The 24,519-nt window shown below is 69.9% G+C and carries 21 protein-coding genes and 3 tRNA genes; 13 read left to right on the forward strand and 11 right to left on the reverse strand.

Annotation, left to right across the window (positions count from 1 at the left end; all coding sequences use genetic code 11):
• Positions 1 to 186: 186 nt before the first annotated feature.
• Together ABZ808_RS08850 and ABZ808_RS08855 are read right to left on the reverse strand one after the other, a co-directional pair.
• Positions 187 to 2,697 carry a S8 family peptidase gene (locus tag ABZ808_RS08850; RefSeq protein WP_357002906.1) on the reverse strand — a complete coding sequence of 837 codons (2,511 nt, stop codon included), beginning with the start codon at positions 2,695 to 2,697 and terminating at the stop codon, positions 187 to 189.
• Positions 2,698 to 2,714: 17 nt separating this feature from the next.
• Positions 2,715 to 3,680 (reverse strand): AAA family ATPase, encoded by a 966-nt coding sequence (locus tag ABZ808_RS08855; protein WP_357002908.1) that lies wholly within the window; start codon positions 3,678 to 3,680, stop codon positions 2,715 to 2,717.
• A gap of 99 nt (positions 3,681 to 3,779) precedes the next feature.
• Between ABZ808_RS08855 and ABZ808_RS08860 the strand changes: the two genes are divergently transcribed.
• Positions 3,780 to 4,061 carry a helix-turn-helix transcriptional regulator gene (locus tag ABZ808_RS08860; protein WP_357002910.1) on the forward strand — a complete coding sequence of 94 codons (282 nt, stop codon included), beginning with the start codon at positions 3,780 to 3,782 and terminating at the stop codon, positions 4,059 to 4,061.
• A gap of 333 nt (positions 4,062 to 4,394) precedes the next feature.
• Here the strand turns inward: ABZ808_RS08860 and ABZ808_RS08865 are convergent.
• Positions 4,395 to 4,467, reverse strand: a tRNA-Arg gene (locus ABZ808_RS08865).
• A 35-nt stretch (positions 4,468 to 4,502) separates the two neighbouring features.
• Positions 4,503 to 4,593: transfer RNA gene (locus tag ABZ808_RS08870), tRNA-Ser, on the reverse strand.
• Positions 4,594 to 5,799: 1,206 nt separating this feature from the next.
• Here ABZ808_RS08870 and ABZ808_RS08875 point away from each other — a divergent pair.
• Entirely contained in the window at positions 5,800 to 6,405 is a 606-nt protein-coding gene (locus ABZ808_RS08875) for a hypothetical protein (RefSeq protein WP_357002912.1), read from the forward strand.
• 1 nt (position 6,406) lies between these two features.
• Here ABZ808_RS08875 and ABZ808_RS08880 read toward each other — a convergent pair whose 3' ends face one another.
• The gene (locus ABZ808_RS08880; protein WP_357002914.1) at positions 6,407 to 7,177 is read right to left on the reverse strand and encodes a CPBP family intramembrane glutamic endopeptidase; all 771 of its coding nucleotides are present in this window, start codon (positions 7,175 to 7,177) and stop codon (positions 6,407 to 6,409) included.
• A gap of 145 nt (positions 7,178 to 7,322) precedes the next feature.
• On the opposite strand from ABZ808_RS08880, the gene ABZ808_RS08885 reads away from it, so the two are divergent.
• Positions 7,323 to 8,438: a globin domain-containing protein gene (locus tag ABZ808_RS08885; RefSeq protein ID WP_357002916.1), complete on the forward strand. Its 1,116-nt coding sequence runs from the start codon at positions 7,323 to 7,325 to the stop codon at positions 8,436 to 8,438.
• A gap of 71 nt (positions 8,439 to 8,509) precedes the next feature.
• Here the strand turns inward: ABZ808_RS08885 and ABZ808_RS08890 are convergent, their stop codons facing one another.
• Positions 8,510 to 10,039, reverse strand: coding sequence for a peptide deformylase (locus tag ABZ808_RS08890; protein WP_357002918.1), 1,530 nt, complete (start codon positions 10,037 to 10,039; stop codon positions 8,510 to 8,512).
• A 265-nt stretch (positions 10,040 to 10,304) separates the two neighbouring features.
• On the opposite strand from ABZ808_RS08890, the gene ABZ808_RS08895 reads away from it, so the two are divergent.
• The gene (locus tag ABZ808_RS08895) at positions 10,305 to 11,087 is read left to right on the forward strand and encodes a ferric iron reductase (RefSeq protein ID WP_357004765.1); all 783 of its coding nucleotides are present in this window, start codon (positions 10,305 to 10,307) and stop codon (positions 11,085 to 11,087) included.
• Positions 11,088 to 11,093: 6 nt separating this feature from the next.
• On the opposite strand, the gene ABZ808_RS08900 is transcribed toward ABZ808_RS08895, so the two are convergent.
• Positions 11,094 to 12,920 carry a hypothetical protein gene (locus tag ABZ808_RS08900; RefSeq protein ID WP_357002921.1) on the reverse strand — a complete coding sequence of 609 codons (1,827 nt, stop codon included), beginning with the start codon at positions 12,918 to 12,920 and terminating at the stop codon, positions 11,094 to 11,096.
• Between the two features lie 212 nt (positions 12,921 to 13,132).
• Here ABZ808_RS08900 and ABZ808_RS08905 point away from each other — a divergent pair, with 212 nt between their 5' ends.
• Positions 13,133 to 13,843, forward strand: coding sequence for a class I SAM-dependent methyltransferase (locus tag ABZ808_RS08905; RefSeq protein WP_357002923.1), 711 nt, complete (start codon positions 13,133 to 13,135; stop codon positions 13,841 to 13,843).
• 124 nt (positions 13,844 to 13,967) lie between these two features.
• Here ABZ808_RS08905 and ABZ808_RS08910 read toward each other — a convergent pair whose 3' ends face one another.
• Positions 13,968 to 14,510 (reverse strand): YbhB/YbcL family Raf kinase inhibitor-like protein, encoded by a 543-nt coding sequence (locus ABZ808_RS08910; RefSeq protein ID WP_357002925.1) that lies wholly within the window; start codon positions 14,508 to 14,510, stop codon positions 13,968 to 13,970.
• 142 nt (positions 14,511 to 14,652) lie between these two features.
• Between ABZ808_RS08910 and ABZ808_RS08915 the strand changes: the two genes are divergently transcribed.
• From ABZ808_RS08915 to ABZ808_RS08925, 3 genes are all read left to right on the forward strand, one after another.
• Positions 14,653 to 14,808 (forward strand): hypothetical protein, encoded by a 156-nt coding sequence (locus tag ABZ808_RS08915; protein ID WP_357002927.1) that lies wholly within the window; start codon positions 14,653 to 14,655, stop codon positions 14,806 to 14,808.
• A 111-nt stretch (positions 14,809 to 14,919) separates the two neighbouring features.
• Positions 14,920 to 15,417 (forward strand): helix-turn-helix domain-containing protein, encoded by a 498-nt coding sequence (locus ABZ808_RS08920; RefSeq protein ID WP_357002929.1) that lies wholly within the window; start codon positions 14,920 to 14,922, stop codon positions 15,415 to 15,417.
• Positions 15,414 to 15,956, forward strand: a complete 543-nt coding sequence (locus ABZ808_RS08925; protein ID WP_357002931.1) for a DUF6036 family nucleotidyltransferase — start codon at positions 15,414 to 15,416, stop codon at positions 15,954 to 15,956. Before ABZ808_RS08920 ends, ABZ808_RS08925 begins: the two co-directional genes overlap by 4 nt.
• A 63-nt stretch (positions 15,957 to 16,019) precedes the next feature.
• Here the strand turns inward: ABZ808_RS08925 and ABZ808_RS08930 are convergent.
• A tRNA-Ser gene (locus ABZ808_RS08930) sits at positions 16,020 to 16,106 on the reverse strand.
• A gap of 171 nt (positions 16,107 to 16,277) precedes the next feature.
• Between ABZ808_RS08930 and ABZ808_RS08935 the strand changes: the two genes are divergently transcribed.
• Positions 16,278 to 17,252: an NAD(P)H-quinone oxidoreductase gene (locus tag ABZ808_RS08935; protein WP_357002933.1), complete on the forward strand. Its 975-nt coding sequence runs from the start codon at positions 16,278 to 16,280 to the stop codon at positions 17,250 to 17,252.
• A 21-nt stretch (positions 17,253 to 17,273) separates the two neighbouring features.
• On the opposite strand, the gene soxR is transcribed toward ABZ808_RS08935, so the two are convergent.
• Positions 17,274 to 17,729, reverse strand: coding sequence for a redox-sensitive transcriptional activator SoxR (gene soxR, locus ABZ808_RS08940; RefSeq protein WP_357002935.1), 456 nt, complete (start codon positions 17,727 to 17,729; stop codon positions 17,274 to 17,276).
• Positions 17,730 to 17,777: 48 nt separating this feature from the next.
• Between soxR and ABZ808_RS08945 the strand changes: the two genes are divergently transcribed.
• On the forward strand, positions 17,778 to 18,473 hold the full coding sequence (locus ABZ808_RS08945) for a transketolase (RefSeq protein WP_357002937.1): 696 nt from the start codon (positions 17,778 to 17,780) through the stop codon (positions 18,471 to 18,473).
• 5 nt (positions 18,474 to 18,478) lie between these two features.
• Positions 18,479 to 19,372: a transketolase gene (locus ABZ808_RS08950; RefSeq protein ID WP_357002939.1), complete on the forward strand. Its 894-nt coding sequence runs from the start codon at positions 18,479 to 18,481 to the stop codon at positions 19,370 to 19,372.
• Here the strand turns inward: ABZ808_RS08950 and ABZ808_RS08955 are convergent.
• The gene (locus ABZ808_RS08955) at positions 19,358 to 20,065 is read right to left on the reverse strand and encodes a glycosyltransferase family 2 protein (RefSeq protein WP_357002941.1); all 708 of its coding nucleotides are present in this window, start codon (positions 20,063 to 20,065) and stop codon (positions 19,358 to 19,360) included. The genes ABZ808_RS08950 and ABZ808_RS08955 overlap by 15 nt on opposite strands.
• Positions 20,066 to 20,189: 124 nt before the next feature.
• Between ABZ808_RS08955 and ABZ808_RS08960 the strand changes: the two genes are divergently transcribed.
• Both ABZ808_RS08960 and ABZ808_RS08965 read left to right on the forward strand, forming a co-directional pair.
• Entirely contained in the window at positions 20,190 to 22,514 is a 2,325-nt protein-coding gene (locus ABZ808_RS08960) for a glycosyltransferase family 39 protein (protein ID WP_357002943.1), read from the forward strand.
• 363 nt (positions 22,515 to 22,877) lie between these two features.
• Positions 22,878 to 24,488, forward strand: a complete 1,611-nt coding sequence (locus ABZ808_RS08965; RefSeq protein ID WP_357002945.1) for a ricin-type beta-trefoil lectin domain protein — start codon at positions 22,878 to 22,880, stop codon at positions 24,486 to 24,488.
• Positions 24,489 to 24,519 lie beyond the last annotated feature (31 nt).

Here is a 24,519-nt window from a genome sequence, read left to right on the forward strand (position 1 = left end):
GCCACCTGCCCGCCGAGGTCTTCATCATCCGGTGGAGCATCCCGCCCGGTACGGAGCGGACCGAGCCGAGCCAGTCGCCTGGGCGGATCCTCACCAAAGGCTACCTCTGGTCGCTCTTCGTTACCGTCGACCAGCGTCAGCGGCGGACGTCCCCCTGAGGGTACGAGACACCCCGCCCGCCGAGGATCAGCTAAGCCCTTCGATTTCGGCTACGACTGGCACGGTGAGTTGTACGGCGATCGGTGAGTACAGGTCGACGTCCTGCGTGGCTGTGCGAAGCGAGACGATGAGGCTGTAGCGCAGGGGTAGGTTTGCTCGGTCGGCGCGTTTGTTGTTCTTCCACCAGCCTCCGACCGGATGTACGGCGATGAGGCTGCAGTCGGCGAGAGCCGCGCCATCTCCTTCCCAGATGTCTTGGTGGAGTGAGCCAAGGTTGCGCTGGTTACCCCCGACAAGCCAGCGTTCCGATCCGCTGGGTGGGCGGGCGCCTGCTTCCTCGTCCTGCGCTTCGCGATTGATGCGCGCGACGAAGGCGTCGACGGGCTCGAGGGGTGCATTCAGCTCGAACCTTAAGCCGTGTGAGGCGTAGGCGTAGCGCCGGCGCCAGCCTCGTCGGGATGCAGTCGGTTCGATGAAGTAGGACAAGGTGACGCGGAGTTGGACGGTTGCCTCGGCGAGTTCGCGAAGCGTCTCAGCCGGCCACGGCAGCCGGTGCAGCCGAAAGCGTCGGGCTGCGTGGTCTCGGCCGTCGAAGGGAACGAATTCGTCCTGGGTCACGAGGGTGACAGCGTTGGTGTTGGAGGCGAGGACCGAATTTTCGGTTGGTACGCCCCAACCGTAGCGGCGCAGCATCGTCTGCCGGACAGCCTTCGTTGTTGCGCCCTGCACATCGGCTTTCATGGCCGGCGTCCACTCGGCCGCATGGACCAGCAGGCCTCGAATAGTCTCCGGCCAGTAGGACGGATATGCCGCCATGGCCTTCGCCGCGAGTCGGGCCGCTTGCGCCGTAGCGGCACTCGTGGCGTTCGCCGAGGCGAGGGCGAGGTCGTCCCGGGCCGAGGTGGTACGGACACACACAAGCGGATGTCCATCGTGAAAGTCGACGCCGTCACTAAGGACGTTGCCACCTTCCATACAGATGTCCGGTTTGATCGGCCAGGCTCGGCTGGCGAAGGACACCGACGTGCGGCTATGCGGGGAGAGTTCGCCTTCGCCGGCGAGCGCCGTCCAGTTGTCGAAGGTTGGGTCCGTCGGAGGCGCGGTCAGCTCGGTGTATGCGCCCACGGTGAGCGCGTTCCAAGCATGCGCCGGGTCCTCAATCTCCGAGATGTCGCATAGTTCTCGGTGGTCAAGCCCCCGCGGCCGGTCACGCACGTTGCCAGCCGAGATCAGGAACAAGCGGGCGGCGCTGAAATCGGGCTGACCGAGGAGCGCAATCCCCGTGTCGGACTGACCGATGTCGGTGCCGATGCTCAGCGCATCGATCGCCGCCGACCACAGCGAAGGCTCGCCAGCTCGCGCCTCAGGTGGTGCAGTAATCGGCATGCAGAAGGTACGTTGCCGGCCCGGTGCTGACGCCTCCGCAGCCGCTGCCGCCTGCGCCGTGATCAATCCATAAGCCGCTGGATCGTTCGTGGCCGGCTCGTCGGGCAACATCTTGACCGACTCAAGCCGATGCGTCAGCGTAACCAGCCCGTTCCCCCACAGCAGATGGTCGAGAGGACCGTAGAGAGCGAGCCCAGCCATCAAGGTGCCATGACCCCGCCGGTCCTCGCCGCTGTCGCCGACCACCGAATGCACGTCGCTGGGGTCGATCGATTCTGACAGCAGCACGTGGGAACGGCGCGCACCGCTGTCGAGGTGACACACGACGGGCACTCCGGCCGGGGCGAACTTGGTGCGTTCCACCAGGTCTGTTGTCAGCTCGTCCTGGTCATCCTGGGAGTAGTCCTCGACCGTGTCGACGAATTCAGGGCGCCGGATTTCGGCGACGGGGACAGCGGTGAACGGCAAAGCGTGCAGGTCGTCCCAGCGGGCCTGTAGCCAGACCACCGTGCGGTCAACGAGGTCCATGCGCCGCTGAGACATCCGGAAACGGTTCGCAGCTGCGAACGCGCGGAGGAGTTCCACTCCGGTGTCAGTCCGGGTCAGCCAGATCTCCCACCAGGCCAGCCCTGTCGGCGGGTCATCGGCGGACTGCCAGAGGTCGAGGAGCACAGCCCGCCGGATCGAGGCGATGTTCGCGACAAGCGCACGCTTCTGCGGCTCCCCGGTGCGTGTGTTCCGCTCAAGAAAATCCTCGAAGATCTTCAGGAAGGTCCCGCGGTACGCATCACTGACCCAGACCACGGCGCTTTCGGGCCGATCTCCGGTGGCCGGGTTGACAGCCAACAACAGCCACTGCGGACGCTTCACGCGATGGGACGACATACGCTCGAGCGAGTCCAGCTTCAGTGGGAAAGCCGGATCCGCTGCATCGAGCACCAGGATGATGCCGAGCGCCTTGAGCTCCTCCAGCGTGAGGTCGTCGGCTACCGCGGCGCGTTCAACGTCTGCTTGATGCAGGGAGCGTTCGAGGTCTCCGCGTAGCTTGGTCCCATGGGCTCGGCGTTCCACATCCCGGATTCGCGGGTTGCCTCCGCCACTGCGGTTGAAGCTACGGTCCTCGGCGCGACCAGTGACGGTCAGATGCGCCAACGACCGGGCCGGGCTACTCACTGCCCCGCCGCTCGGCGTTCCCGCAATGCCTCGGTTAGGTCAGCGACCGTGACCTGTGCTTCGCCGCGCAGGATGGCCTGCTTCGCGGCAGTTTCGGCGGCCTTGACCAACTCGGCATGACTCAGCCCGGATGCCTGGGCTTGGACCGCCGCCCATCGAATGCCCCGCCCCATCGGCCCAAGCCGGGTCTTCATGACCTCCGATGCCTGCGCGCCGTCCGGCAGCTCGTATCTGATCGCAACGTCGAAGCGACGGAACAGCGCATGGTCAAGGATCGACCGATGGTTCGTGGCAGCCACGACAATGCTTTCGGCGTTGGCCTGCTCAAGGAAGATCAAAAACGAGTTCAGAATTCGGCGGGCTTCTCCGACGTCATTGCCGCTTCGATGGCCGCCAAGGGCGTCAAACTCATCGAACAGGTAGACCGCCCGCTGGGACGCCGCAGCGTCGAATACTGCGCGCAGCTTGCTCGCCGTCTCGCCAAGGTACTTGCTGAGCAGGCTATCCAGGCGGATCGTCAGCAGTGGCAGAGCTAGCTCGTGAGCGATCACCGCTGCAGTCATCGTCTTGCCCGTGCCCGGGGGGCCCTCCAGTAGGAGTCGATGGGCCGGTGCGAACCCGTGCTCCGAGAGAGCCTGCCGTTGCCGTTGCTCATGAAGCACGCGAGCGATAGCGTCCTTCAACTGCGGCGGACCGACCAGGTCGCGGAGAGACACGTTCGGGAATGCCGCTGTAACCAGATCGGCCAGGTCCCCGCGCGGGCGGGCGATAGCTGTGACCTTGCTTGCGACCGGCTGGCTCCGAGCACCTTCGATTACCCGCTTGAGCTCGTTAGCCAGCGTTCCGTGGCCCTGGCGGGCCGCCTTTGCCGCGACCTGAAGGGCGACAGCGTAGAAGGCGGCATCATCACCGGCGGCGTGATTGCGCACGAGCGCCTTGATGTGCTCGCCTGACGCCGTCACAGACCCGCCCCCTTCCACCAACCTCAACTTACCCAAGTGGCTCGATCATCTGTAGCGATAAAGTTGGACCGGTCAAAATTTACCACTACGATCTGACGTGTGCCAGCAGGGCGCGCTCGCCGCGAAGACAGCCGGTTCCGGGATCAAGCCGAGATACTCGCCACCCGGCTGCGAACGCTGCGCACAGAGCGAGGGCTGACCCAGGAGCAGCTCGCAGGACGCGCCCAGGTCGCTGTCTCAACCCTGAGAAAGATCGAGTCGGGGAGGGTGATCGAGCCCGGCTATTTCACAATGATGTCCCTCGCCAACGCTCTAGGCATAGAGCTTCGTGAACTTTCCTGGCCGCACGACTCGCCCTCAATCGGTCAACTCCACGCGTAGGGACCCTGCCGTGCCCGGATCGAGAAGAGGGGGCAAAGTGAGGACGAGCATGAGCGCCCGACCGCGACGCACCGGGTTCTGACGCGGGGATTGGCCCGTTCGCCCACACCTCAGGTTCGTCGCGCGGGGGCGGTTCGCGTGCCGTAGCAATTGAGCCTCGCACCTGGACGAGGGAATGCGGACAATCAACACAGCAGAGGAAGCCTCTGATGACACTCCGCAAGGATCAGGTGAGTTCTGGCGACTCTCGTGACCCCCTGGGGGGCACGAGAAACGCCCCTCAGGTCGATCGTTCTCGATCGCCGGAGGGGCGTTTTCGCAAGTCAACCGCTGTGCGCCCGAAGGGACTCGAACCCCTAACCTTCTGATCCGTAGTCAGATGCTCTATCCATTGAGCTACGGGCGCTGGTGCTCAGCCAGTGTACACACCTGGCTTTCGCGCGGAGACTCCGGGATTCGAACCCGGGAGGGGCTTTAAGACCCCAACCGCATTAGCAGTGCGGCGCCATAGACCAGACTAGGCGAAGTCTCCCAGGTGGCCCGCAGACCACCGCGCCCGAGGATACAGGTCGGCACCCACCGGGAGCAAAACGACTTCCAGCGTACGGCTGCCGGGGCGCCTGGTGCCCGTGTTCCCGGCTGTGCGGCGGCGTGATCGGGACTACGCTCCATCGATATGCAGGAGCAGCCGCCCAGCGAGCCGACCCGTCGAGAGCCTGCTGACCGAGCGCGGCGGCGCTCTCCGCGGGCGACCTTCACTCCGCCGACGGCCGCTGAGCAGGCGGTGGAGAAGGCGACACCACCTGGGCCGGCAGCGGCCGGGGCCACTCCGGGCGAGCAGCGCCCGCGGCGTACCAGGCCGGCCCCGGCGGTGCTGTTCCAGCCACCGGAGCCGGACCGCCCCCTGCCCCGGCAGCCGGGTCGCTCACCAGCGCTCTCGCCCGACGGGGCGACCGCCGACCAGCAAGCCCCGGCAACGCGAGGGGCGCCGGTGGATCGTTCGGCGGCGGACGTCGAGCAGGTACCGGCCGGGCCGGCGGCGAGCGGCAAGCGTCCGACCCCGTCGGAGGCCCCTGCGGCTGAGGCAGATCAGCCGGTAGACGCCGATCCGAGCGGCTCGGCGGCGCTGGCCCCCGATGGGCGAGCGCCCGAGGGCAGCGCGCCACCACCCGCCAGCCCAGCGTCGCGGACGCCGAAGGCACATGCCACCCCCGCCCGGAAGGCCACCACCCGGAGGAAGACCGGTACGTCGGCAGGTGACACGGCCGCCACGACCGCGCCGCCGGTTCCACCGACCCCAACCGGTCCAGCAGCCGCCCAGACCGAGCCAGCGGCGGCTCCGCGCAAACAGGCCGCCCCGGCCAAACGCACCCCGACCAAGCGAGCCGCTAAAACGACCACGCCGGCAACTACGACGGCTGAACAAGCCGCCGCGCCAGCGGCGACCCCGACCGAGCGTGCCGAGAAGGCGACCAAGCGCGCGGCGACCCCCCGCAAGACCGCCGCGCCGAAGAACACCGTGGCAGCACCCGAGCCTCCGACCGAGCAGCCGCAGTCAGACGTCCCGGCGCCCCTCGCCGCCACGAGCAGCGCCGCAACTGCGCGGCAGACCACGCACGAAGCAACCGCGCAAGAGGCAACCGCGCAGGAAGCAACCGCGCAGTCGGCCACGCACGAGGCAGCCGCGCACGAGGGTGCGGCGGCTCTGGGGCGTACCCCGGAATTGGACTTTCGGGCGGTGACTGCCCGCGTGCTCGACCACCCGGGCTTCGCGCCGGAGTTGCTGGCCCTGGCGGCGGTGCGGGCGCTCGGGCCGGGTGCCGCCGAGTGGGCCGAGTTGCTCCGGGGCAGATACCCGGATGCTCCGGCGGACGGCCTGGCCCGGCTGGCCACCCGGCGGTTCGTTGGGGCGGCCGCCGCGGGTGGGGCGACGGCCGCGCTGGCGGGGATCTTCGCGCCGATGGCCGAGTTGGCCTCGGTGCTCTGGACCCAGTCGAACCTGGTGTTGCACCTGGCTGCGGCATACGGGCGGGATCCGGCGCATCCCGACCGGGCCGCCGAGTTGCTGGTGCTGACCCGGGTGCACCCGGACCCGGCGAGCGCGCGTGCCGCGCTGGACGCCGCGCGGGCGGCGGACGACCCGGTCGAGGGGGCGTGGCCTCGGGCGGCGGAGGCCGCCTGGCGGCTGGCGGCACCGCTGACCGCGCAGGCCGGCGGCTGGGTTGCGTTGCGGCTGGCGGCCCGGCTGCTGCCGGGTGCGGCGGTGCTCGCCGCCGCGCTGGGCGACTCGGCGGCGACCGAGCGGCTGGCGGCGCGGGCCGTGGCCCTCTATCGGGCGGGTTGAGTCAGAGCCAGTCGAACCACTCGCGGGGCAGCAGCGCGTAGCCGACGAAGGCAAACACGTCGAGCAGCGTGTGCGCGATGATCAACGGCATCACCCGCCGGGTACGCAGGTAGAAGAGGCTGAACACGACGCCCATCACGGCGTTGCCGACGAACGCGCCGAAGCCCTGGTAGAGGTGGTACGAGCCGCGGAGCAGCGCGCTGGCCGCGATGATCGTGGCGAGCCGCCAGTGGAGTTGGCGCAGCCGGGTGACGAGGTAACCGACCACGATCACCTCCTCCAACACGGCGTTCTGCACGGCGGCGAGGATCAGCACCGGAACGGTCCACCAGATATCCGGCAGCGCGGCCGGCACCAGCGTGGCGTTGATGCCGAGCTGGGCCGCGACCCAGAACAGGGCCAACCCCGGCAGGCCGATCAACGCGGCCAGGCCGGCGCCACGGGCCAGGTCCTGGCCAGGCCGCCGGGCGTCCAGGCCGAGGGTCCGCACCGGGTCGCCGGGGTCGCGGCTGAGCAGGTGTACGGCGAGCAGCACGGGCAGGAGCGCGAAGACGATGCCGAGCAGCTGGTACGTCAGGTCCAGCCAGGGTCGGGCCGACGCCGAGGTGTTCAGCGAGGCGGTCTGCTTGGAGAGCGGCCCCTCGGCGGTCAGCTTCGCGATGATCGAGACCACCGCGTAGACCGCGGACTGGCCGAGGGAGAGGCCGAGGACCAGCAGCGTCTCGGTCCCCAACACTCGGCGGGACACCGGGCGGGTCAGCTCAACGGTCACCGCACCACTCTGCCCGACGGACGGCACCGCAGGCACAGCTGATCGGCCGGCGTGAACCGATCGCACATTCTGTGCGACCAGTGTGCACTCTCCGTGGACATTCTATGGGCGCCCGATCCGCTGCCGTCTGGGGAAGGAGCACCCGGTGGACAATGTCGCGCGGTTGCTGAAGGAGAGCTGGACCCTGGTCGAGGAGGACCGGGAGCGGCTCAGCGGCTACTTCTACGCCCGGCTGTTCCTGCTCGACCCGGCCCTGCGGCAGCTCTTCCCGGTGCAGATGACGGGCCAGGGTGACCGCCTGCTGGAAGCGATCATCACGGCGATCCACACCGTCGACGACCCGGAGAGCTTCGACGAGTTCCTGCGGGCGCTGGGCCGGGACCACCGCAAGTACCACGTCGACGACCAGCACTACGCGACGATGGGCGTCGCGCTGCTGGACGCGCTGCGCACCACCGCCGGTGACGGCTGGAACCTGGAGTACGACCAGGCGTGGCGAGACGCGTATGCGGCGATCGCGGCGAAGATGGTCGCCGGGGCGGCCAACGACGACAACCCGCCGTTCTGGCACGCCGAGGTGCTGACCCACGAGCGGTACGGCCCGGACACCGCCGTGCTGACCTGCCGGGCGCTGCAGCATCCGCTGTCGTGGCGGGCCGGCCAGTACGTCAGCCTGGAGCTGCCCCGCTATCACCCGAGGGTGTGGCGCACCTACTCGGTGGCGAACGCCCCGAACGACGACAACGTGCTCGAATTCCACGTCCGGAGTTCCGGCGCGGGATGGGTGTCCGGGGCGCTCGTCCGCCGGGTTCAGCCCGGGCACCTGCTGCGGCTGGCGGCGCCGATGGGTTCGATGACCCTCGACCGCTCCTCCGAGCGGGACATCCTCTGCGTGGCCGGCGGGGTCGGGCTGGCGCCGATCAAGGCCCTGGTGGAGGAGTTGGCCTCCTACAACCGGACGCGGTGGGTGCACGTCTTCTACGGGGCACGGCAGGCGGCGGACCTGTACGGGCTGGCCGCGTTGCAGGAGTTGGTGGCCGTACACCCGTGGTTGTCGGTCACGGCGGCGTGCAGCGACGACCCGGATTTCGACGGCGAGTTGGGCGACATCCCGGACGTGGTGGCCCGGTACGGCCCGTGGACGACGCACGACTGCTACGTCTCCGGTTCGGCGCAGATGGTCCGGTCCACACTGCGGGTTCTGGCTGCGGACGAGGTGCCGCCGCCGAACATCCGCTACGACACCTTCGGTGACCTTTAGACGTTCCTCCCCCCATGCCGGGGCGCGTGCTCCCGCCCCCTGGGGCACGCGCCCCGGCCCCCCTTGCCCGCTCAGTAGCGCCAGGGCCGCCCGGTCTCCCGGTATTCCTCCACCGGCACCAGCGGCACGCCCGGTGCCATCCGGTCGACGTAGAGCCGGCCCTCCAGGTGGTCGATCTCGTGGGCGACGAGCCGGGCCATGCCGAACTCGAACGAGGTGATGATCCGGCTGCCGTCCCACTGGGCGTGCTCCACGTCGAGGCGCAGCGGTCGGGGCACCAGACCGCGGTGGTCGAAGAAGGAGAGGCAGCCCTCGTACTGCTCGTCGGTCTCCGGGTCGGCGTCGACCACCCGGGGGTTGAGCAGGATGACCGGCTCCGCCGACCGGTCCGGGGGTCGGACGGCCGCCGCCGCCCGGCCGATGCCGAGCTGCGGGGCGGCGATGCCCACCCCCTTGCTGAACGGGTGCAGTTCGTCGAGCCGGGCCAGTGCCGTGGTGAGCCGGTCGACGATGTCCCGCGCTACCTGCTCCTCGGCGGGCAGGTCGAACTGCCGGACGCGCTGGCGGAGCAGGTCGTCGCCGCGTTGGACGATGCCGAGCCCCCGCATCCGGTCGCTGGGGCGGACCCGGACGCCACCGGGGCCGACGTCCGGGTCGGTGTCCGGGCGGGACCGGAAGCGCCACTGCATCCGGTAGCGGGCGTTCAGCGGCGGGTCGTCGGTCTGCCAGTCGAAGTACGCGCGGTCGCCCTCGTCGTGGCGCTGCGGCGCCGTCCGCAGCGGGCCCTCCTCCGCGGAGAGCGAGGTCTCCACGCCCCAGACCTGTGGGTCGAGCGCCGCCGGCAGATCCAGGCGTACGGCGAGCTGCCGGGTGGGCAGCCGGACGGCCCGCTGGAACCAGGGGCCCCACTTCTCCTGACCGACGCTGTACGCGTACTCGATGGTGGCCCGGTCGCCGGGGTAGAGCGGGAAGCGCCGCTCACCGTTCTCGAACAGCAGCCAGATCTCCTTGAACGCGTCCCGGTCGTGTTTCGCCCGCCAGTGCATCGGCTCCGGGTCGCCGCCGCTGTCGTCCCGGCGGGCCTGCAGTTGCAGCTCGGCGAAGGTGAGGGGGTGCTCGCGGTGGTGCCGGTTGGAGCGACCGGGGTCGTTCGGGTAGCGGTCGACCGCGACGCGTACCAGGTAGCGGGTGACCGGTTCGGTGCCGGCGTTGTAGAGCTCGCGGCGGATGACGCACCGGTAACCCTCGTCGGTGTGGGTGAGGGTGGCCAGTTCCCGCTCCACGACGAGGCCGGTGCCGGGCGGCAGCCACTGGCCGGGCGGCGAGGGCTCGCGGTGCGGTTGGCCGATGCGGGCGTGGCGGAGATTGTCGTACTCCCGGAAACGCTGCCAGATCGCGCCGCTGGCCTCCAGGACGGCCTCGGCGCGGCGGGCGAAGTCCTCGGTCGGGCGGTGCCGGCGCCCCTCGACGTGGCTGACGTAGGAGGGGTCGAACCCCATGAGGACGGCCAGTTGCTTCTTGGAAAGCCCACGCCCGGTCCGTTGCCGGGCGAGTTCGGCCGCAAAGGAGTCGGCAGCCCGTTCGAGGGGGGATGTCGTCATCGGCGTCCTCGCGGCCGGGAGTATCATCTTCACGTTCTGTGGCCGAACGCACACGCATCTGGCAACTTGACGACAGTCCGCTTGACAAACCACCGGCGGCCGGCGGGAGTCGAGCCGATGTGACCCGGGCCTCCCGCCGCGATCGAGGTGAGGCTTCCCTTACTCAGCACGCGTGGTTAGGCTAGCCTTAGCTTGGACGGCACTGTCGTCCACCGGGGTGTGCACCTCGGTCACGCGAACGGGGGATGACACGGTGACAGCGGTGATGCCGAGGCGGGACATGTCCGCCACGCCGCTCGCCCCCGTCACCGCGACGCTGCGGGCCATGTTCGGCACCGACGACCTCCCCGGGCTCGCCCGCGGCCTGCTGGTCGACGACGAGTTCGGTTGGACGCCCGCGACCACCCTGATCGACGGCACCCGGCTGCCGGAACTGCTGCACGCGGCAAGCGTCCGCTGGCGCGGCACCCCGCACGCCTGCGCCGCGCTGGCCTGGAAGTCGTACAGCTACTGGACGGCGCTGCCGGTCGTGCTCGGATGGGCCTCGGCTCGGCGGGTTCCGCTGCTCGACCCGTCCGACGTTCTGATCCACTTCGAGGACCACCGGCCCCTGCTCACCCTGGGCATGCGCCGCAGCACCACCGTGGCGGTGCTGCCGGGCGACCCACTGGCGCTGGCCGGCCTCCCGCAGGTACGCGTCGTCGCCGACGAGGCGGAGTTGCTGGGCGAGCTGCGCGCCTCACTGCTCGACGCGCACCTGGCACCGCTCATCACGGCGATCCAGGCGGAGGTCCGGGTCGGCACCCGGACGCTGCTCGGCTCGGTCGCCTCCGGCATCGCGCACGGCATCCTGCGGGCCGCCGACGCGCTGCCCGGCCCGACGGTGCAGAGCATCGACTCTCTGCTCGCGGCGCTCGATCTGGCGGATCTGGTCGAGCTGGTGCCGGGGCCGACCGGTGAGCCGACCGTGCAGCGGCGCACCTGCTGCCTCGCCTTCACGCTGCCCAGCCCGAAGGTCTGCCAGGGCTGCTGCGTCCGCCAGCCCTGAGCCCGCTCAGTCGGTCAGCGGCCGGACGTCCCACACCCACACCCCGCCGGTGAACACCGGCTGGATCCCGGTCAGCTCTGTCATCCCCCGACGCAGCGCGTCCTCGTGCTCCTGAGGCCCGAGGATGACCGCGCCGGCCCGCCAGTAGCGCAGGTCGTCGATCGCCTTCACCCGGTCCTGCGGGGTGATCGGCGGCACCGCCCCGGTGCGTCGGATGGTGGCGAAGAAGCTGCTGGTGGGGCGCGGCGGTGCGCTGAAGAGCGCCACCTTCGGCGGATCCGCGCTCGGGCGGGTGTCCGGGCCGAGGAAGTAGCCCCGGGCCAGCGGCATGTCCAGCCGGGTGGCCGCCGACCAGCGCAGCGGTTCCGCGTAGGTGGTGTCCGGCAGCGGCAGGGTCACCACACTGCGCCCACCGGCCACGTAGGGCCGCCAGGCGCCGCTGGTCACGAAGGTGGGGACCGGGTCGAGGCGTACGACGGGCAGCGGGGTGGGCAGGATCGGCAGCAGGGCCATCGTCAGCACGGTCGCGGTGGCGAAGCGGATCTGCCGCCGGGCGGCCGGCTGTGCGCGGGCCAACTCGCGGGCCCGTTCGGCGCCGTAGGCGAGCAGCACACCGATGATCGGGGTGATCGCCAACGCCCAGCGGGTCGGCACCACCGAGTGCAGGATCGGCAGGTTCTCCAGCGCGGCCCACGGCCCCGGCACACCGGTGCCCCGGCCGCCGAAGCGGATCTCCCGACCGAGCGAGAGCACCGCGAAGAACAGAGCGAGCCCGGCCAGCGCGAGCACCACCACCGAGCGCCGCAGCCACCAGACCAGGGCGACCACCAGCACCAGCAGCGACCAGCCGAAGAAGCTGTTCTCCTCGGTCGGGTTCTTGGCCAGGCCCGCGGCGGTGCGCGGGCTGCCGGCCAACGACTCCCGGGCGTACGCGACGAACGAGGCGAGGTCGCTGGAGTAGCCCCGGATCAGGCTGGACAGCCCGGAGTACGCGCCGGGACCGAAGAACTGCACGTACAGCGGGTACGCCAGCAGGAGGCCGGCGACGCCGGCGGCCACGGCCAGGCCGGCGAGGAAGGGCCGCGCCCGTGACCGCAGGGCCGGGCGACCGATGGCGAGCGCGACGACGATCACGCCCAACCCGATCGCGGTCATCAGCAGGATCTCCAGGTTGAGGAACGCCTGCCAGACGATCACCAGGGCGAGCAGCACCCCGTTGCGCAGCCAGCGACCGGGCTCGGCGAGCCGCAGCGTCCGCCAGATGATCAAGGGGACGACGAACTGCGACACGATGTTCGGATGGCTGTTGGCGTGCGACACCATCGCCGGCGCGAAGGCGCAGAAGCCCGCACCCAGCCACGCCGGCCCGCGAGCGCCGATGAGGACGCGGGAGAGCAGGAAGTACCAGGCAGTGGCGGTGGCGATCATCCCCAGGGTGAGAAAGAGCAGGAATGCCGCGCGCGGCCCCAGCAGCAGGGTGACCGGCGTCATTGGCAAGGAAATGGATAATACGGACGTATTCGCCATGAGGTTGACGCCGTCGGGCACGTTCATCTGGTCCGAATGGAATGGATACGCAAATTGCGTGACGACTCGTGCACCGTGCGCCATCATCCATTCGAACTGCGACTGGTCGGTGCGGTTGTCGCGCACCCCACTGCCCGGGTCCAACCAGAGGCGCCCGGTGACCCAGAAGGCGAGCGCCGCGAAGCTCAGCACGGCAGCCAGGTCGACCCACTTCCCGTTACGGCGCAACCGATCGCCGCCAGCCCTCTCCACCGGCAACACGGTGGCCGGGCCGTCGCTCGGCGCGTCCGATTCGGGAGTAGTCATGACAATTCATAGGGTAGTCAGCGCATGGCTCTGCCGTGACATGTTTCGGGGTACTGCCGTACTATGTGCCGGGTTCGCCGACCGCCGATCACGTGCCCACCCCCCGACCGCAATTCGGCCACAACGCTGCCCCGATTCTTCTGCCATCCAAGCGGATGATTCACTCTGTCGGTCCAGGCACGGGTCGAGTTCATATCGTGAGGAATCGACGCATGGCAGAAATCACTGGGGACCAGCGCGTCCAGTCCGAGGTGCTGGAGGGCCTGGCGACGGCCGTCAACCACCGCCGCTGGTTCGTCGAACTGGCGGTGCCGTACCTCGGTGACGACCCGATCGAGATCGGCAGCGGTCTCGGCGACTACGCGCTGGAGTGGTCGCAGCGCCTACCTCGGTTCACCGCCACGGAGGCCGACCCCGACCGGCTGGTGCAGCTCAAGGAGCGGCTCGCCGCCCAGCCCGGCGTCGACGTCCGGCAGATGCTGCTGCCGCACCACGAGGCGGGTAGCTACAGCGCCGCCGTCTCGTACAACGTCCTGGAGCACATCGAGGACCACGTGGGCGCGCTGCGCAGCATGCGCGACCTGGTCCGCCCCGGCGGCGCCGTGATCATCATCGTGCCGGCCTTCGAGTTCGCCATGAGCCCGGCCGACGTCGCCACCGGGCACGTCCGCCGGTACACGAAGAAGACGCTCGGCACGGCGATGACCGACGCGGGGCTGACGGTCGAAAAGATCCACTACGCCAACGCGCTCGGATTGATCGGCTACTTCATGGCCACCAAGGTCTTCCGGCTGATGCCGAAGGAGGGCCCGATGGTCAAGGTGTACGACACCGTCGTGCTCCCCGCCACGAAGGCCGCCGAGCAACTCGTCCGCCCCCCGTTCGGCCAGTCCGTCTTCGCAGTAGCCCGCGTCAACCCCTAACCCCCCCCACGCCCGCCCCGCCCCGCCCCGCCCCGCGATCTTGCACTTTCGGTCGCCGTTATGCGCCTTATGCCAGGCATGCCGGGGCAGAAAGTGCAAGATCGCGCGGGTTGCGGGGTTGGCGTTAGTCCTTGATCTGGTACGTGGGGCGGATTACCGCCCGTGCCAGGGTGTGGAAGGTCAGGTTGAAGCCGACATAGGCCGGGGACGCGTCCGGGTTCAGATCGAGCCGGTCGACGTCGAGGGCGTGCACCGCGAAGACGTACCGGTGTGGCCGGTCACCGGCTGGCGGAGCCGCCCCGCCGTAGCCCTGCTCGCCGTAGTCGTTGCGGACGGAGAACGCGCCGCCGAGGTCGGCGGTCGCCGCGCCACCCGCGCCGCTGGGCAACTGCGTGACGCTGACCGGAACATTCACCAGCAGCCAGTGCCAGAAACCGCTGCCGGTCGGCGCGTCGGGGTCGTAACAGGTCACCGTGAAGCTCTTGGTCTCGGCCGGGAAATCCGACCAGGTCAACTGCGGTGAGACGTTGTCGCCCCCGGTGCTGCCGTGCGCGTGCCGGGCGTCCATCGGCTCGCCGTTCTGCACGTCGTCACTGGTCAGGGTGAACGAGGGCACCGTCGGCAGCAGCTCGTACGGGTCCGGGGCGATCGGTCGTTCCAGGGTCATCGGGACGCGTCCTTCCGGTGCGGGCAGATACCTGCCCCTTCATACCCCGTTCGGTGGCTGCCGACGACCAGATGGGCCTGCTGCCACGGAATCTCCCCGCGAAGATATTGTTGCCGCCGCAACGTTCCACGGGGGGACTTTTATGGCATCCATCTGGCGTGATTTCCTGATCGCCGTCGTCACCGCGCTGCGCAAGCCGGACGAGCAGTCGCTCGCCCAGGAGCGCCGCCGCGCGGTCGAGCGACTGGCTGACGAGACGATCCGGAAGAACAAGCCGTCCGTCGACCCGCCGGAGTGACAGCGGGGTGGTCGTGGCGGAGGGTGTGGGATTCGAGGTTTGACCAGCGAGAACACCGTCAAGCGAGTTGCGTTTTTAGCGTTTGCAGCGCATGCTTCAACTATGGCGTCCATGAGTGGAGACCTCCTGACCACTGGTCAGGTTGCCAAGCTGCTGGGGTCGTCGCGCCAGCAGGTGGTCAACCTGTGCGAGCGCGGAGAACTGCCGTTCGTGAAGGTCGGCATGCACCGGAGAATAGAGCGGGGCCAGGTTGAGGCGATGCTGCGTCCCAAGCCGGAGCTGACTCGCGATCAACTCAAGTCACTGTGGCTGCACCAGGCGGTGGCGGGCAGTCTGGTCACCGACCCGGACGCGGTACTGGGCAAGGCCAGGGAGAGTCTCGATCGACTCCTCCGGCAGCACCGCGACACCATGACCGAGGTGTGGCTGAAGCGCTGGCAAGACACGATCAACGAGGGCGTTGGCGCCGTCCTCAAGGCGCTGACCTCGGATGATCCGGAAGCGGTGGAGCTACGACAGAACTCGCCTTTCGCCGGGGTCCTGTCACAGTCACAGCGCAAGAAGGTTCTGGAGTCGTTCGCGCGCAGCGGTTGGAAACGAGCGGCGTGAGGCGCGAGCAACTGGAGCATGTCCTGCGGGCCGCGTGCCAAATCGCCGGAGACCCGGACGTCCTCGTCATCGGCAGCCAGTCGGTGCTGGGGGCGATCCCGGAGAGCAGACTCCCGCTGGAAGCCACCGCCTCCATGGAGGTCGACGTGGCATTCTTCAACGATCCGGACGACCGGAAGGCTGACCAGGTAGACGGCGCCATTGGCGAGCTCTCACCGTTCCACGAGACGAACGGTTACTACGCCCAGGGCGTGAGCGTGTCGACCGCGGTGCTGCCCGACGGCTGGCGCGATCGGTTGATCCTGGTGGAGTCTCAAAGCACCCAACCGGGACGTGGCTACACGCTCGAACCGCACGACTGTGTCGTGTCCAAGCTGATAGCCGGCAGGGAGAAGGACCACGCCTTCGCCAACGCGCTGATCCGGGCCGGGCTCATCGAGCCATCACTGGTCGCCGAGCGGATCGAGATGGTCAACGTCCATCCTCTGGTGCTGAAACGGCTCAGGGACTGGATCACCATTTACCTGCCGGCAACCTGACGAGCGCAGACACGCCCCCTGACCAGCGTTGCGGTCAGGGGACGTTTTTGCTGCCCAGATGGGCGGAGGGTGTGGGATTCGAACCCACGAAGACATCGCTGCCTTACCGGTTTTCAAGACCAGCGCCATCGGCCACTAGGCGAACCCTCCCAGGCCGCAACCCGAGGGTGTACGGCCACGCATAGTCTGCCACGGCTCCCGCCGCGCGGCCCGGCGTCCCTCCCCGAATGCGCCGGCCAGGCAGGCTGGGCCGTCCACAGTGTTCGGTGGGATGCGCTGGGTCCGCCTGCGGCCCGGTTGGGCGTCGGGTAAGACTGAGCCATGCGAGCCGTCACCATTCCGCAGCCCGGTGGACCCGATGCCCTGGTCTGGGCCGAGGTGCCCGACCCTGAGCCGGGCCCCGGGGAGGTGATCGTGAATGTGCGGGCCAGCGGGGTGAACCGCGCTGACCTGCTGCAACGGCAGGGGCACTACCCGCCGCCGCCGGGCGCTTCGGCGTACCCCGGATTGGAATGCTCTGGGGTGATCACCGAGATCGGCTCGGAGGTCGCCGGGTGGGCGGTCGGGCAGCAGGTCTGCGCGCTGCTGTCCGGCGGCGGGTACGCCGAACGGGTCGCGGTCCCCGCCGGGCAGTTGCTGCCGGTGCCGGCCTGCGACCCGGTCGACGCCGCGGCGCTGCCCGAGGTGGCCTGTACGGTCTGGTCGAACCTGATCCAGGTGGGGCGGCTCAGCGCGGGGGAAACCCTGCTGGTGCACGGCGGCGGCAGCGGGATCGGCACGTTCGCGATCCAGTTCGGGGCGGCCCTCGGTGCCACCGTCGTGACCACGGCGCGGGCGGCCAAGCATCCTCGGCTGCGTGAGCTGGGCGCGGCACACACGATCGACTATCGGGAGCAGGACTTCGCCGAGGAGGTCCGGAGGGTCACTGACGGCCGAGGTGCCGACGTCATCCTCGACATCATGGGCGCGTCCTACCTGGGGCGGAACGTCTCCGCGTTGGCCACCGGCGGCCGTCTGGTGGTGATCGGGATGCAGGGTGGGCGGAAGGCCGAGTTGGATCTCGGCGCGCTGCTGACGAAACGGGCGAGTGTCGCCGCGACGTCGCTGCGCTCCCGCCCGCTCGCGGAGAAGGCGGAGATCGTCCAGGGCGTACGCGACGAGGTGTGGCCGTTGATCGAGGCGGGCCGGATCCGGCCGGTGGTGGACCGACGGCTGCCGATGGCCCAGGCGGCGCAGGCGCACCAGCTCGTCGAGTCGAACGAGCACTTCGGCAAGGTGGTGCTCACGCTCGGGTGATACCGGCGAGGTGCCGACCGGTCAGGCGGGCGATTCCGCCGGTCGGGCCAGCATCAGACGGGCACCCGGTCCTTCGCCGGCCAGTGCGTCGCCGGGGTTGCTGAGCGTGCAGTGTTGCAGGGACAGGCAGCCGCAGCCGATGCAGCCGTCCAGGTCGTCGCGGAGCTTGGTGAGCAGCCGGATCCTCTCGTCCAACCGACCCCGCCAACTCGCGGACAGCCCCGCCCAATCCTGCGGGCTGGGCGTACGGGCATCGGGGAGGGAGTCGAGCGCCGCGCGGATCTCGTCCAGCGACACGCCGACCTGCTGGGAGATCCGGATGAAGGCCACCCGCCGCAGCTCGGAGCGGGCGTACCGGCGCTGGTTGCCGCCGGTACGGTCAGCGCGGATCAGCCCGAGTCGCTCGTAGTAGCGCAGCGCCGACGGCGCCACGCCGGAGCGGACGGACAGGTCACCGATCGTCAGAAGATCCTGCATCACCAAGGCCCTTGAGTTGAAGTGCACTTCAACTCACAGAGTAGTGACATGGCCACCACATTGACCACCGACACCGGCCCCCGGCTCCCTGGGCTGATCCGACGACTGACCGGCGACGAGAAGCACGCGCCAAGCGCGCACTCCACCATCGACGTGCTCCAGGTGCTCTACGACCGGGTGTTGCGGGTCACCCCCGACACCGTCGACGACCCGGAGCGGGACCGGTTCCTGCTCTCCAAGGGGCACGGACCGGCCGCCTACTACGCGGTCCTCGCCGCGCACGGCTTCATTCCGGACGCCTGGCTCGACGACCTGGCCGGGCCGGACAGCCGGCTCGGCCACCACCCGGACCGACTGCTGGTGCCCGGGGTCGAGATCGGCTCCGGCTCGCTCGGCCACGGGCTCGGGCTGGCCGTCGGCACCGCCCTCGGCCTGCGGGCCCAAGGGCTGATCAAACCCCGGGTGTACGTGCTGCTCGGCGACGCCGAACTCGACGAGGGCTCCAACCACGAGGCCATCGCGTACGCGGGAGCGACCGGCCTGGAGAGCCTCACCGCGGTCGTGGTCGACAACTCGTCGACGACGCACGGCTGGGCGGGTGGCATCGCCAGTCGGTTCACCGTCAACGGCTGGACGGCCGACACCGTCGACGGCCGGGACCACACCGCCCTGCACACGGCACTGACCGGGCACCGGCCACGACGGCCGCACCTGGTGGTCGCCCGCATCGAGAGCAAGGGGTGACAGCCATGCGTACGGCCTTCATCGACACCACCGCCGCGCTCCTCGACGAGGATCCGCGTACCGCGCTCGTGCTGGCCGACATCTCTGCCAGCCAGTTCGCGCCGGCCGGTCACCGGCACCCGGATCGGGTGCTCAACGTCGGCATCCGCGAACAACTGATGATCGGTGTGGCCGGTGGGCTCGCCCTGACCGGGCTCCGTCCGATCGTGCACTCGTACGCGACGTTCCTGGTGGACCGGACGTACGAGCAGATCAAGTTGGACCTGGACCACCAAGGCGTGGGCGCGGTCCTGGTGAGCATCGGCGCCTCGTACGACGGATCACGGGAGGGCCGGACGCACCAGTCGCCGGCCGACGTGGCGCTCTTCGACTCGCTGGGCGACGGTTGGACGGTTCGGGTGCCCGGGCACCCCGACGAGGTCACGTCGCTGCTCCGTGCCGCCGCGGCCACCGACGACCCGGTCTACCTGCGGCTCAGCGAACAGCGCAACACGCACGGGTACCCGGACGCCGACCGCCTCCGGGTGCTGCGGCAGGGCGGGGCGAACGCGCCGCTCGTGGTTGCCGTCGGGCCGATGCTCGATCCCACGGTGGCGGCGACCGAGGGGATGGACGTGACTGTCGCGTACACCCACACACCTCGACCGTTCGACACGGCCGGGCTGCGGGCGTTCGCCGGGACCGACGTGGTGCTTGTCGAGCCGTACCTGGCGGGAACGTCGAGCGCGGTCGTCAGCCACGCCCTGGCGGACGTGCCGCATCGGCTGCTGGCGCTCGGGGTGGGTCAGACCGATCTGCGACGGTACGGCGACCCGGCCGACCACGCTCGGTGGCACGGCCTGGACGCCGACGGTCTGCGGCGGTCGATCAGCGCGTTCCTGGGGTCAGCGCGCGGCTGAGGGGACGGGACGGCGGCGTGCGCGCTCGCGACCGAGGATCCAGATCGCCTCGACGCCGTCCTTCCAGGTGATCTTCTTGCCCTCTTCACGACCGCGCGCCCGGTAGCTGATCGGCACCTCGTACGGCCGAATGCGTCGGCGCAGCAGCTTGCCGGTCACCTCGGCCTCCATGCCGAAGCCACGCGAGCGCACCTCGAGCGACCGGTAGAGCGCCACCGGCATCAGCTTGAAGCAGGTCTCCAGATCGCCGATGTACGAGTTGAACAGCACGTTCGCCGCCATCGTGACGCCCTTGTTGCCCATCACGTACCAGAAGCTGTAGGCGCTGTGGCTGCCGAAGGTGCGATTGCCGTAGACCACCGTGGCCCGCCCGTCGAGCACCGGGTCGAGCAGCTTGGGGATGTCCTGCGGGTCGTACTCCAGGTCGGCGTCGAGGATGACCATGTAGTCGCCCTCGGCGGTGTCCACCGCGGTCTTGATGGCCGCGCCCTTACCGGCGTTGCGCTGGTGGGTGATGACCCGCAGACGTGCGTCGTCGGCGCGACCGAGGACCTCACCGGTGCCGTCCCGGCTGCCGTCGTCGACCACGACCAGCTCGATCTCGCAGGGGTAATCCACCGCCAATGCCTGCTTGAGGGCATCCGCGATGCGTTCTTCCTCGTTGTAGACCGGCATGAGGATCGACAGCTTCACGGGAATCTCCACGGTGGCGACAACACGTCGGGCATAGCCTAGCGTGGCTGGTCAGTCGAACGCTGGCCGCTACCGTCGGGCAGCCGGCGTGGCGGGCTCAGACAGATGGTGTTTACTTCCCGCCATGTCGGCTGCCGGCCCCCTGCTCGCGGCGTTACCCGCCGCCTCGGTGCTCCTGCTCACCGTCGCGACGAGGCCGCGCGGGATTGACGCGCTGGCACCGCTGCGACTCGCCGTGGTGCGAGCCGCCCTGCTCACCGGGGCGTACGCGGTGCTCGTCGTCGAACTGCTCGGAGCGCTGCACGCGCTGACCCGACCGGCGTTCGTCGCCGCCTGGCTGCTCTTCCTGCTGGCCTCCGCGACGGCCGCAACGCTGCGGTGGCGCCGCGCTTCCGTGCAGCCGGCCGCCGTCACACCCCGGCCGGTGCCGGTCGGCGCGGCGCTGACCGGCGGAACCAGCACCGCGGGGCCCATCGCGGTCACCGACCGCGACGTCGCGCCGGTCCAGATCGATCGAGTACGCGTCAGCCCGCTCGCCAGGGCGGCCGAAGCCTGGCGTACGGCAGGTCGGGGAGAGCGGCTGCTCGCCGGCACCGTCGGCGGCCTGGTGCTGCTGGAGTTGCTTGTCGCGCTGCTGGCCGAGCCGAACAACTTCGACTCGCAGACGTACCACCTGCCCAAGGTGGAACGGTGGGTGGCCCAGGGCGACCTCGACTTCTGGCCGACCGCCATCCACCGGCAGGTGACCATCCCGCCGGGCGCGGAGTACCTGCTGCTGCACCTGCGCCTGCTGACCGGCGGCGACGCGCTGCACAACCTGGTGCAGTGGGCCGCCGGGATCGTCTGCCTGGTGGCGGTCGCCCGGATCACCGCACAGCTCGGCGGCAGCCGGCGGGCTCAACTGATCACCGCATTCGTGCTGGCCAGCACCCCCATGGTCGTACTACAGGCGACGAGCACGCAGACCGACCTGGTCTGCGCCGCGTGGGTCGCGTGCGCGGCGACCCTGGTGCTGGACGGGCTGCGCCGACGGACCGGCTGGGGCACCCTGCTGGGGCTGGGGGCGGCCACCGGGCTGACGGCGGTGACGAAGACCAGCGGCCTGATCGCGGTGGGGCCACTGCTGGTGCTCTGGGGCCTGGCCCAGCTCCGGCTGGCCCTGACCCGTGGGGCACCGGCTGGTGAAGCGCCGGCCGGTGGGGCGCCGGTCAGCGCGGTGCCGGCCGACGTGACGCCGGCTGGTGGGTCGACCGGCCGCTCGATGCCGGGCGGGGTGGGGCTGGCGAGCGGGGTGGGGCCGCGCCGGCCGGTGGGGTCGGTGGCCCGCACCGTCGGCGGTTCGGTGCTGATCCTGCTGGTCGCGGCCGTGGTGGTCGGCCCGTTCATGGCCCGGGTGACGGCCGAGTTCGGGCATCCGCTGGGCCCACCACGGCTGCGCGAGTCGATCCCGATGGAACGGCACGATCCGCCGTCGATCCTGGTCAACGCGCTACGGATCGGGCACACCGCGCTCGACACGCCACTGGCGCCGCTGCGGCGTGCCGCAGCGGAGGCGATCATCAACGGCGCGGAGGCGATCGGGGTCGACCCGCAGGACCGGGCGATCACCTTCGGCCGGGAGATCTTTCCGGAGCCCGCCTGGTATCCGGACGAGGACCGGGTGGCCTTCCCGATCGCCGGAGTGCTGGCGCTGATCGGTGCCGTGGTCGCGCTCACCAGGCCGCGTCGGATCGAGCCGGGGCAGACGGGGCCGCTGCGCGCGTACGCCGTGGTGGTCCTGGTCGCCGTGCTGCTGCACACCTCGATGATCAAGTGGCAGCCGTGGGGCAACCGACTGATCCTCTACGCGCTGGTCCTCGCCGTACCGCTGGCCGGGCTCTGGCTGGACGCGCTCTTCCGTCGCCACGCCCACACGGCCGGCACGCCAGCCGAGACGGCGGCCGGTGCGTCCGGGGCGGCCCGGGCCGGGATGACCGGCACTGGGCAGCGATCGGTGGCCACCATGGCGGCGGTCACCGTGCTGGCCACCTCGGCGCTGGCCGGGGTGCTCGCGCTGTCGTACGGCTTCCCGCGCCGGCTCGTCGGCGCCGGTTCGGTCTTCACCACCTCGGACTGGGAAACCCGGTTCCTGCGCCGCCCACAGTGGGCCGACGAGTTCCGCTGGGCGGCGGACGCGGTCCGCGACAGCGGTGCCCACCGGATCGGGCTGGTGGAGCAGAACGACAACTGGGAGTACCCGTGGTGGCTGCTGCTGCGGCACTCCGACGGACGTTCGCCCGAGTTGGTGTCGCTTCAGTCGGTCCTGCCGGAGCGGCCGCCGGCCGACCCCGCCTCGGTGGACGCGATCGTCTGCACCGGCAGCCAGCCGGCCTGCGCCAAGCTGGTTCCGGCTGGCTGGCGGCTGGAGTTCCGCGGCTACGTCGGCTACGCGCTGCCACCCGGCCGCTGACCGCAGCGGACAACCTGCCGGGCGCGCCGTGACAGGCCGGGCGCGGCCCGACGGGCGCGGGTGACGTGCCGGCGGCCTGACGGGCGCCCTTGGCCCGGGGCTGCCGGCTGATCAACACGACATCGGCGATGTTGGGGTGTCCTGCTGGCCGGGATACCCCGATATCGGCGATCTGGAGTCGATCACCGCCAAGCCGCACATCCCGCCGCGCGTCGCGCGCACGACTGCCGCCCGGATCGTCCGATCCGGGCGGTTCGGCAACCCGCGCGCAAGGACCCGAGGCGCATTCACATCCATTGATCGTCGCGTTACCGTCTGGTAACTCAATCGACGTCCCGCGATTGAGCTGAAAGGAGTGCGTCGATGCCTGACACCCCCGCCAGGCCCGAACGCGCGACTCGACGACGAGCCCTCACCGTCGCCGTTGCCGTCGCCGCTCTCGTCCTGCCGATGCTCGCCGGACCGGCTGCCCCCGCCACCGCCGCCCCGACCGCCACCGCCGACCGACCCGCCGTCCAACCACTCCCCGCCAACCTGGAGTCCATCCGGGCCGCCGAGGCGACCGCCCTCTACGGCACCCCGGCGATCCGCCCGATCGAGCAACGCCGCACCGCGCTGATCACCATGGGTGACAGTCAGATCTCCGGTGAGGGGGTCGGCAACTACGTCCCCGGCACCCACCAGAACGGCAACTGGTGCGACCGCTCGTACGACCAGGCGGTTTTCCGCACCGGCATCCAGTCGGACACGCGATACAACCTGGCGTGCTCAGGCGCGACCCCGTGGAACCTGATCGCGGGCGGGCCGACCCAGCACAACGAGCTGAACCAGGGCGACTACCTGGGCATCAAGGCGCGCAACACGCACGTCAAGCTGATCTGGGTGGTGGTCGGCGCGAACGGCGACGGCACCATCCAGTTCGGGCCGGTCGCCACCGACTGCGCCGTACGCCGCGTCTTCTTCCAGGGCAACTGCTACCCCACCTACACCGACCAGTGGACGATCCGGACCGACGGCAGCCGGCGCGCGGTGGAGGCGGCGCTCACCGACATCCGGGCAACGATGACCGGAGCCGGCTACCTGCGCTCGGACTACGAGTTGGTGCTGATGTCGTACCCCGGCCCGGCCAGCCCGGACGTGGAGGACAACCCGAACTTCCCCGGCTGGTACTCCGGCGGCTGTCTGCTCTACCTCGCCGACGCGGCGTTCGCCCGGAACAAGGCGGTGCCGCTGTTCGAGTCGGCACTGCGGTCGGCCGCCGCCAACACCGGCACCCGGTACCTCGACGCGAGCCGGCTGTTCCACGGCCACGAGGTGTGCACCGACAACACCTCGGTCCGTGGCCTCTTCATCGAGGTGGGGATCTGGAACGAGAACGCCGCCCGGCAGTCGTTCCACCCCAACGCTCGTGGGCACGGCATGTTCGCCCAGTGCATCACGCAGTTCTGGAACTCCGGGCAGAACCAGGCCACCTGTGTCGACCCGGCCAGCACCGGCAGCGGCGTGCTCTACCCCGGCCTGTTCCAGTTCAAGCAGTTGCGCAACCTGGCCACCAACACCTGCGTCGACGGTAAGGGCTACGACTCCCGCAACGGCACCGCCCAGCAGTCGTACGGCTGCCACGGCGGGCGCAACCAGGGCTTCTGGTACGACGCGACCCGGCGTTCGCTGCACTCGGAGCTGTCCCACGACCGCTGTCTCGACGTCGCGGGTGGATCGATGACGTCCGGCACCGCTGTCAACATCTACGACTGCAACGGCACCCCGGCCCAGCAGTTCGCCTTCGTCGGCAACCAGCTCAAGCCGGCCAGCGCCAGCAACCTCTGCGTGGCGTTCGACAACGCGGGCACTCCCCGACTGCGGTTGGCTGCCTGCTCCACCAGCACCCGGCAGCAGTGGTCGTCCGAGGCCCGGACCGCCGCCAACCCGGTCGGCTACGGTCACGGCGACTTCATCGGCTCCCGCGTCTACTGACGAACGAGGGGGCCCTGGCGTCGACCAGGGC

This window comes from Micromonospora sp. NPDC047527, assembly GCF_040643015.1.
GTDB lineage: Bacteria > Actinomycetota > Actinomycetes > Mycobacteriales > Micromonosporaceae > Micromonospora.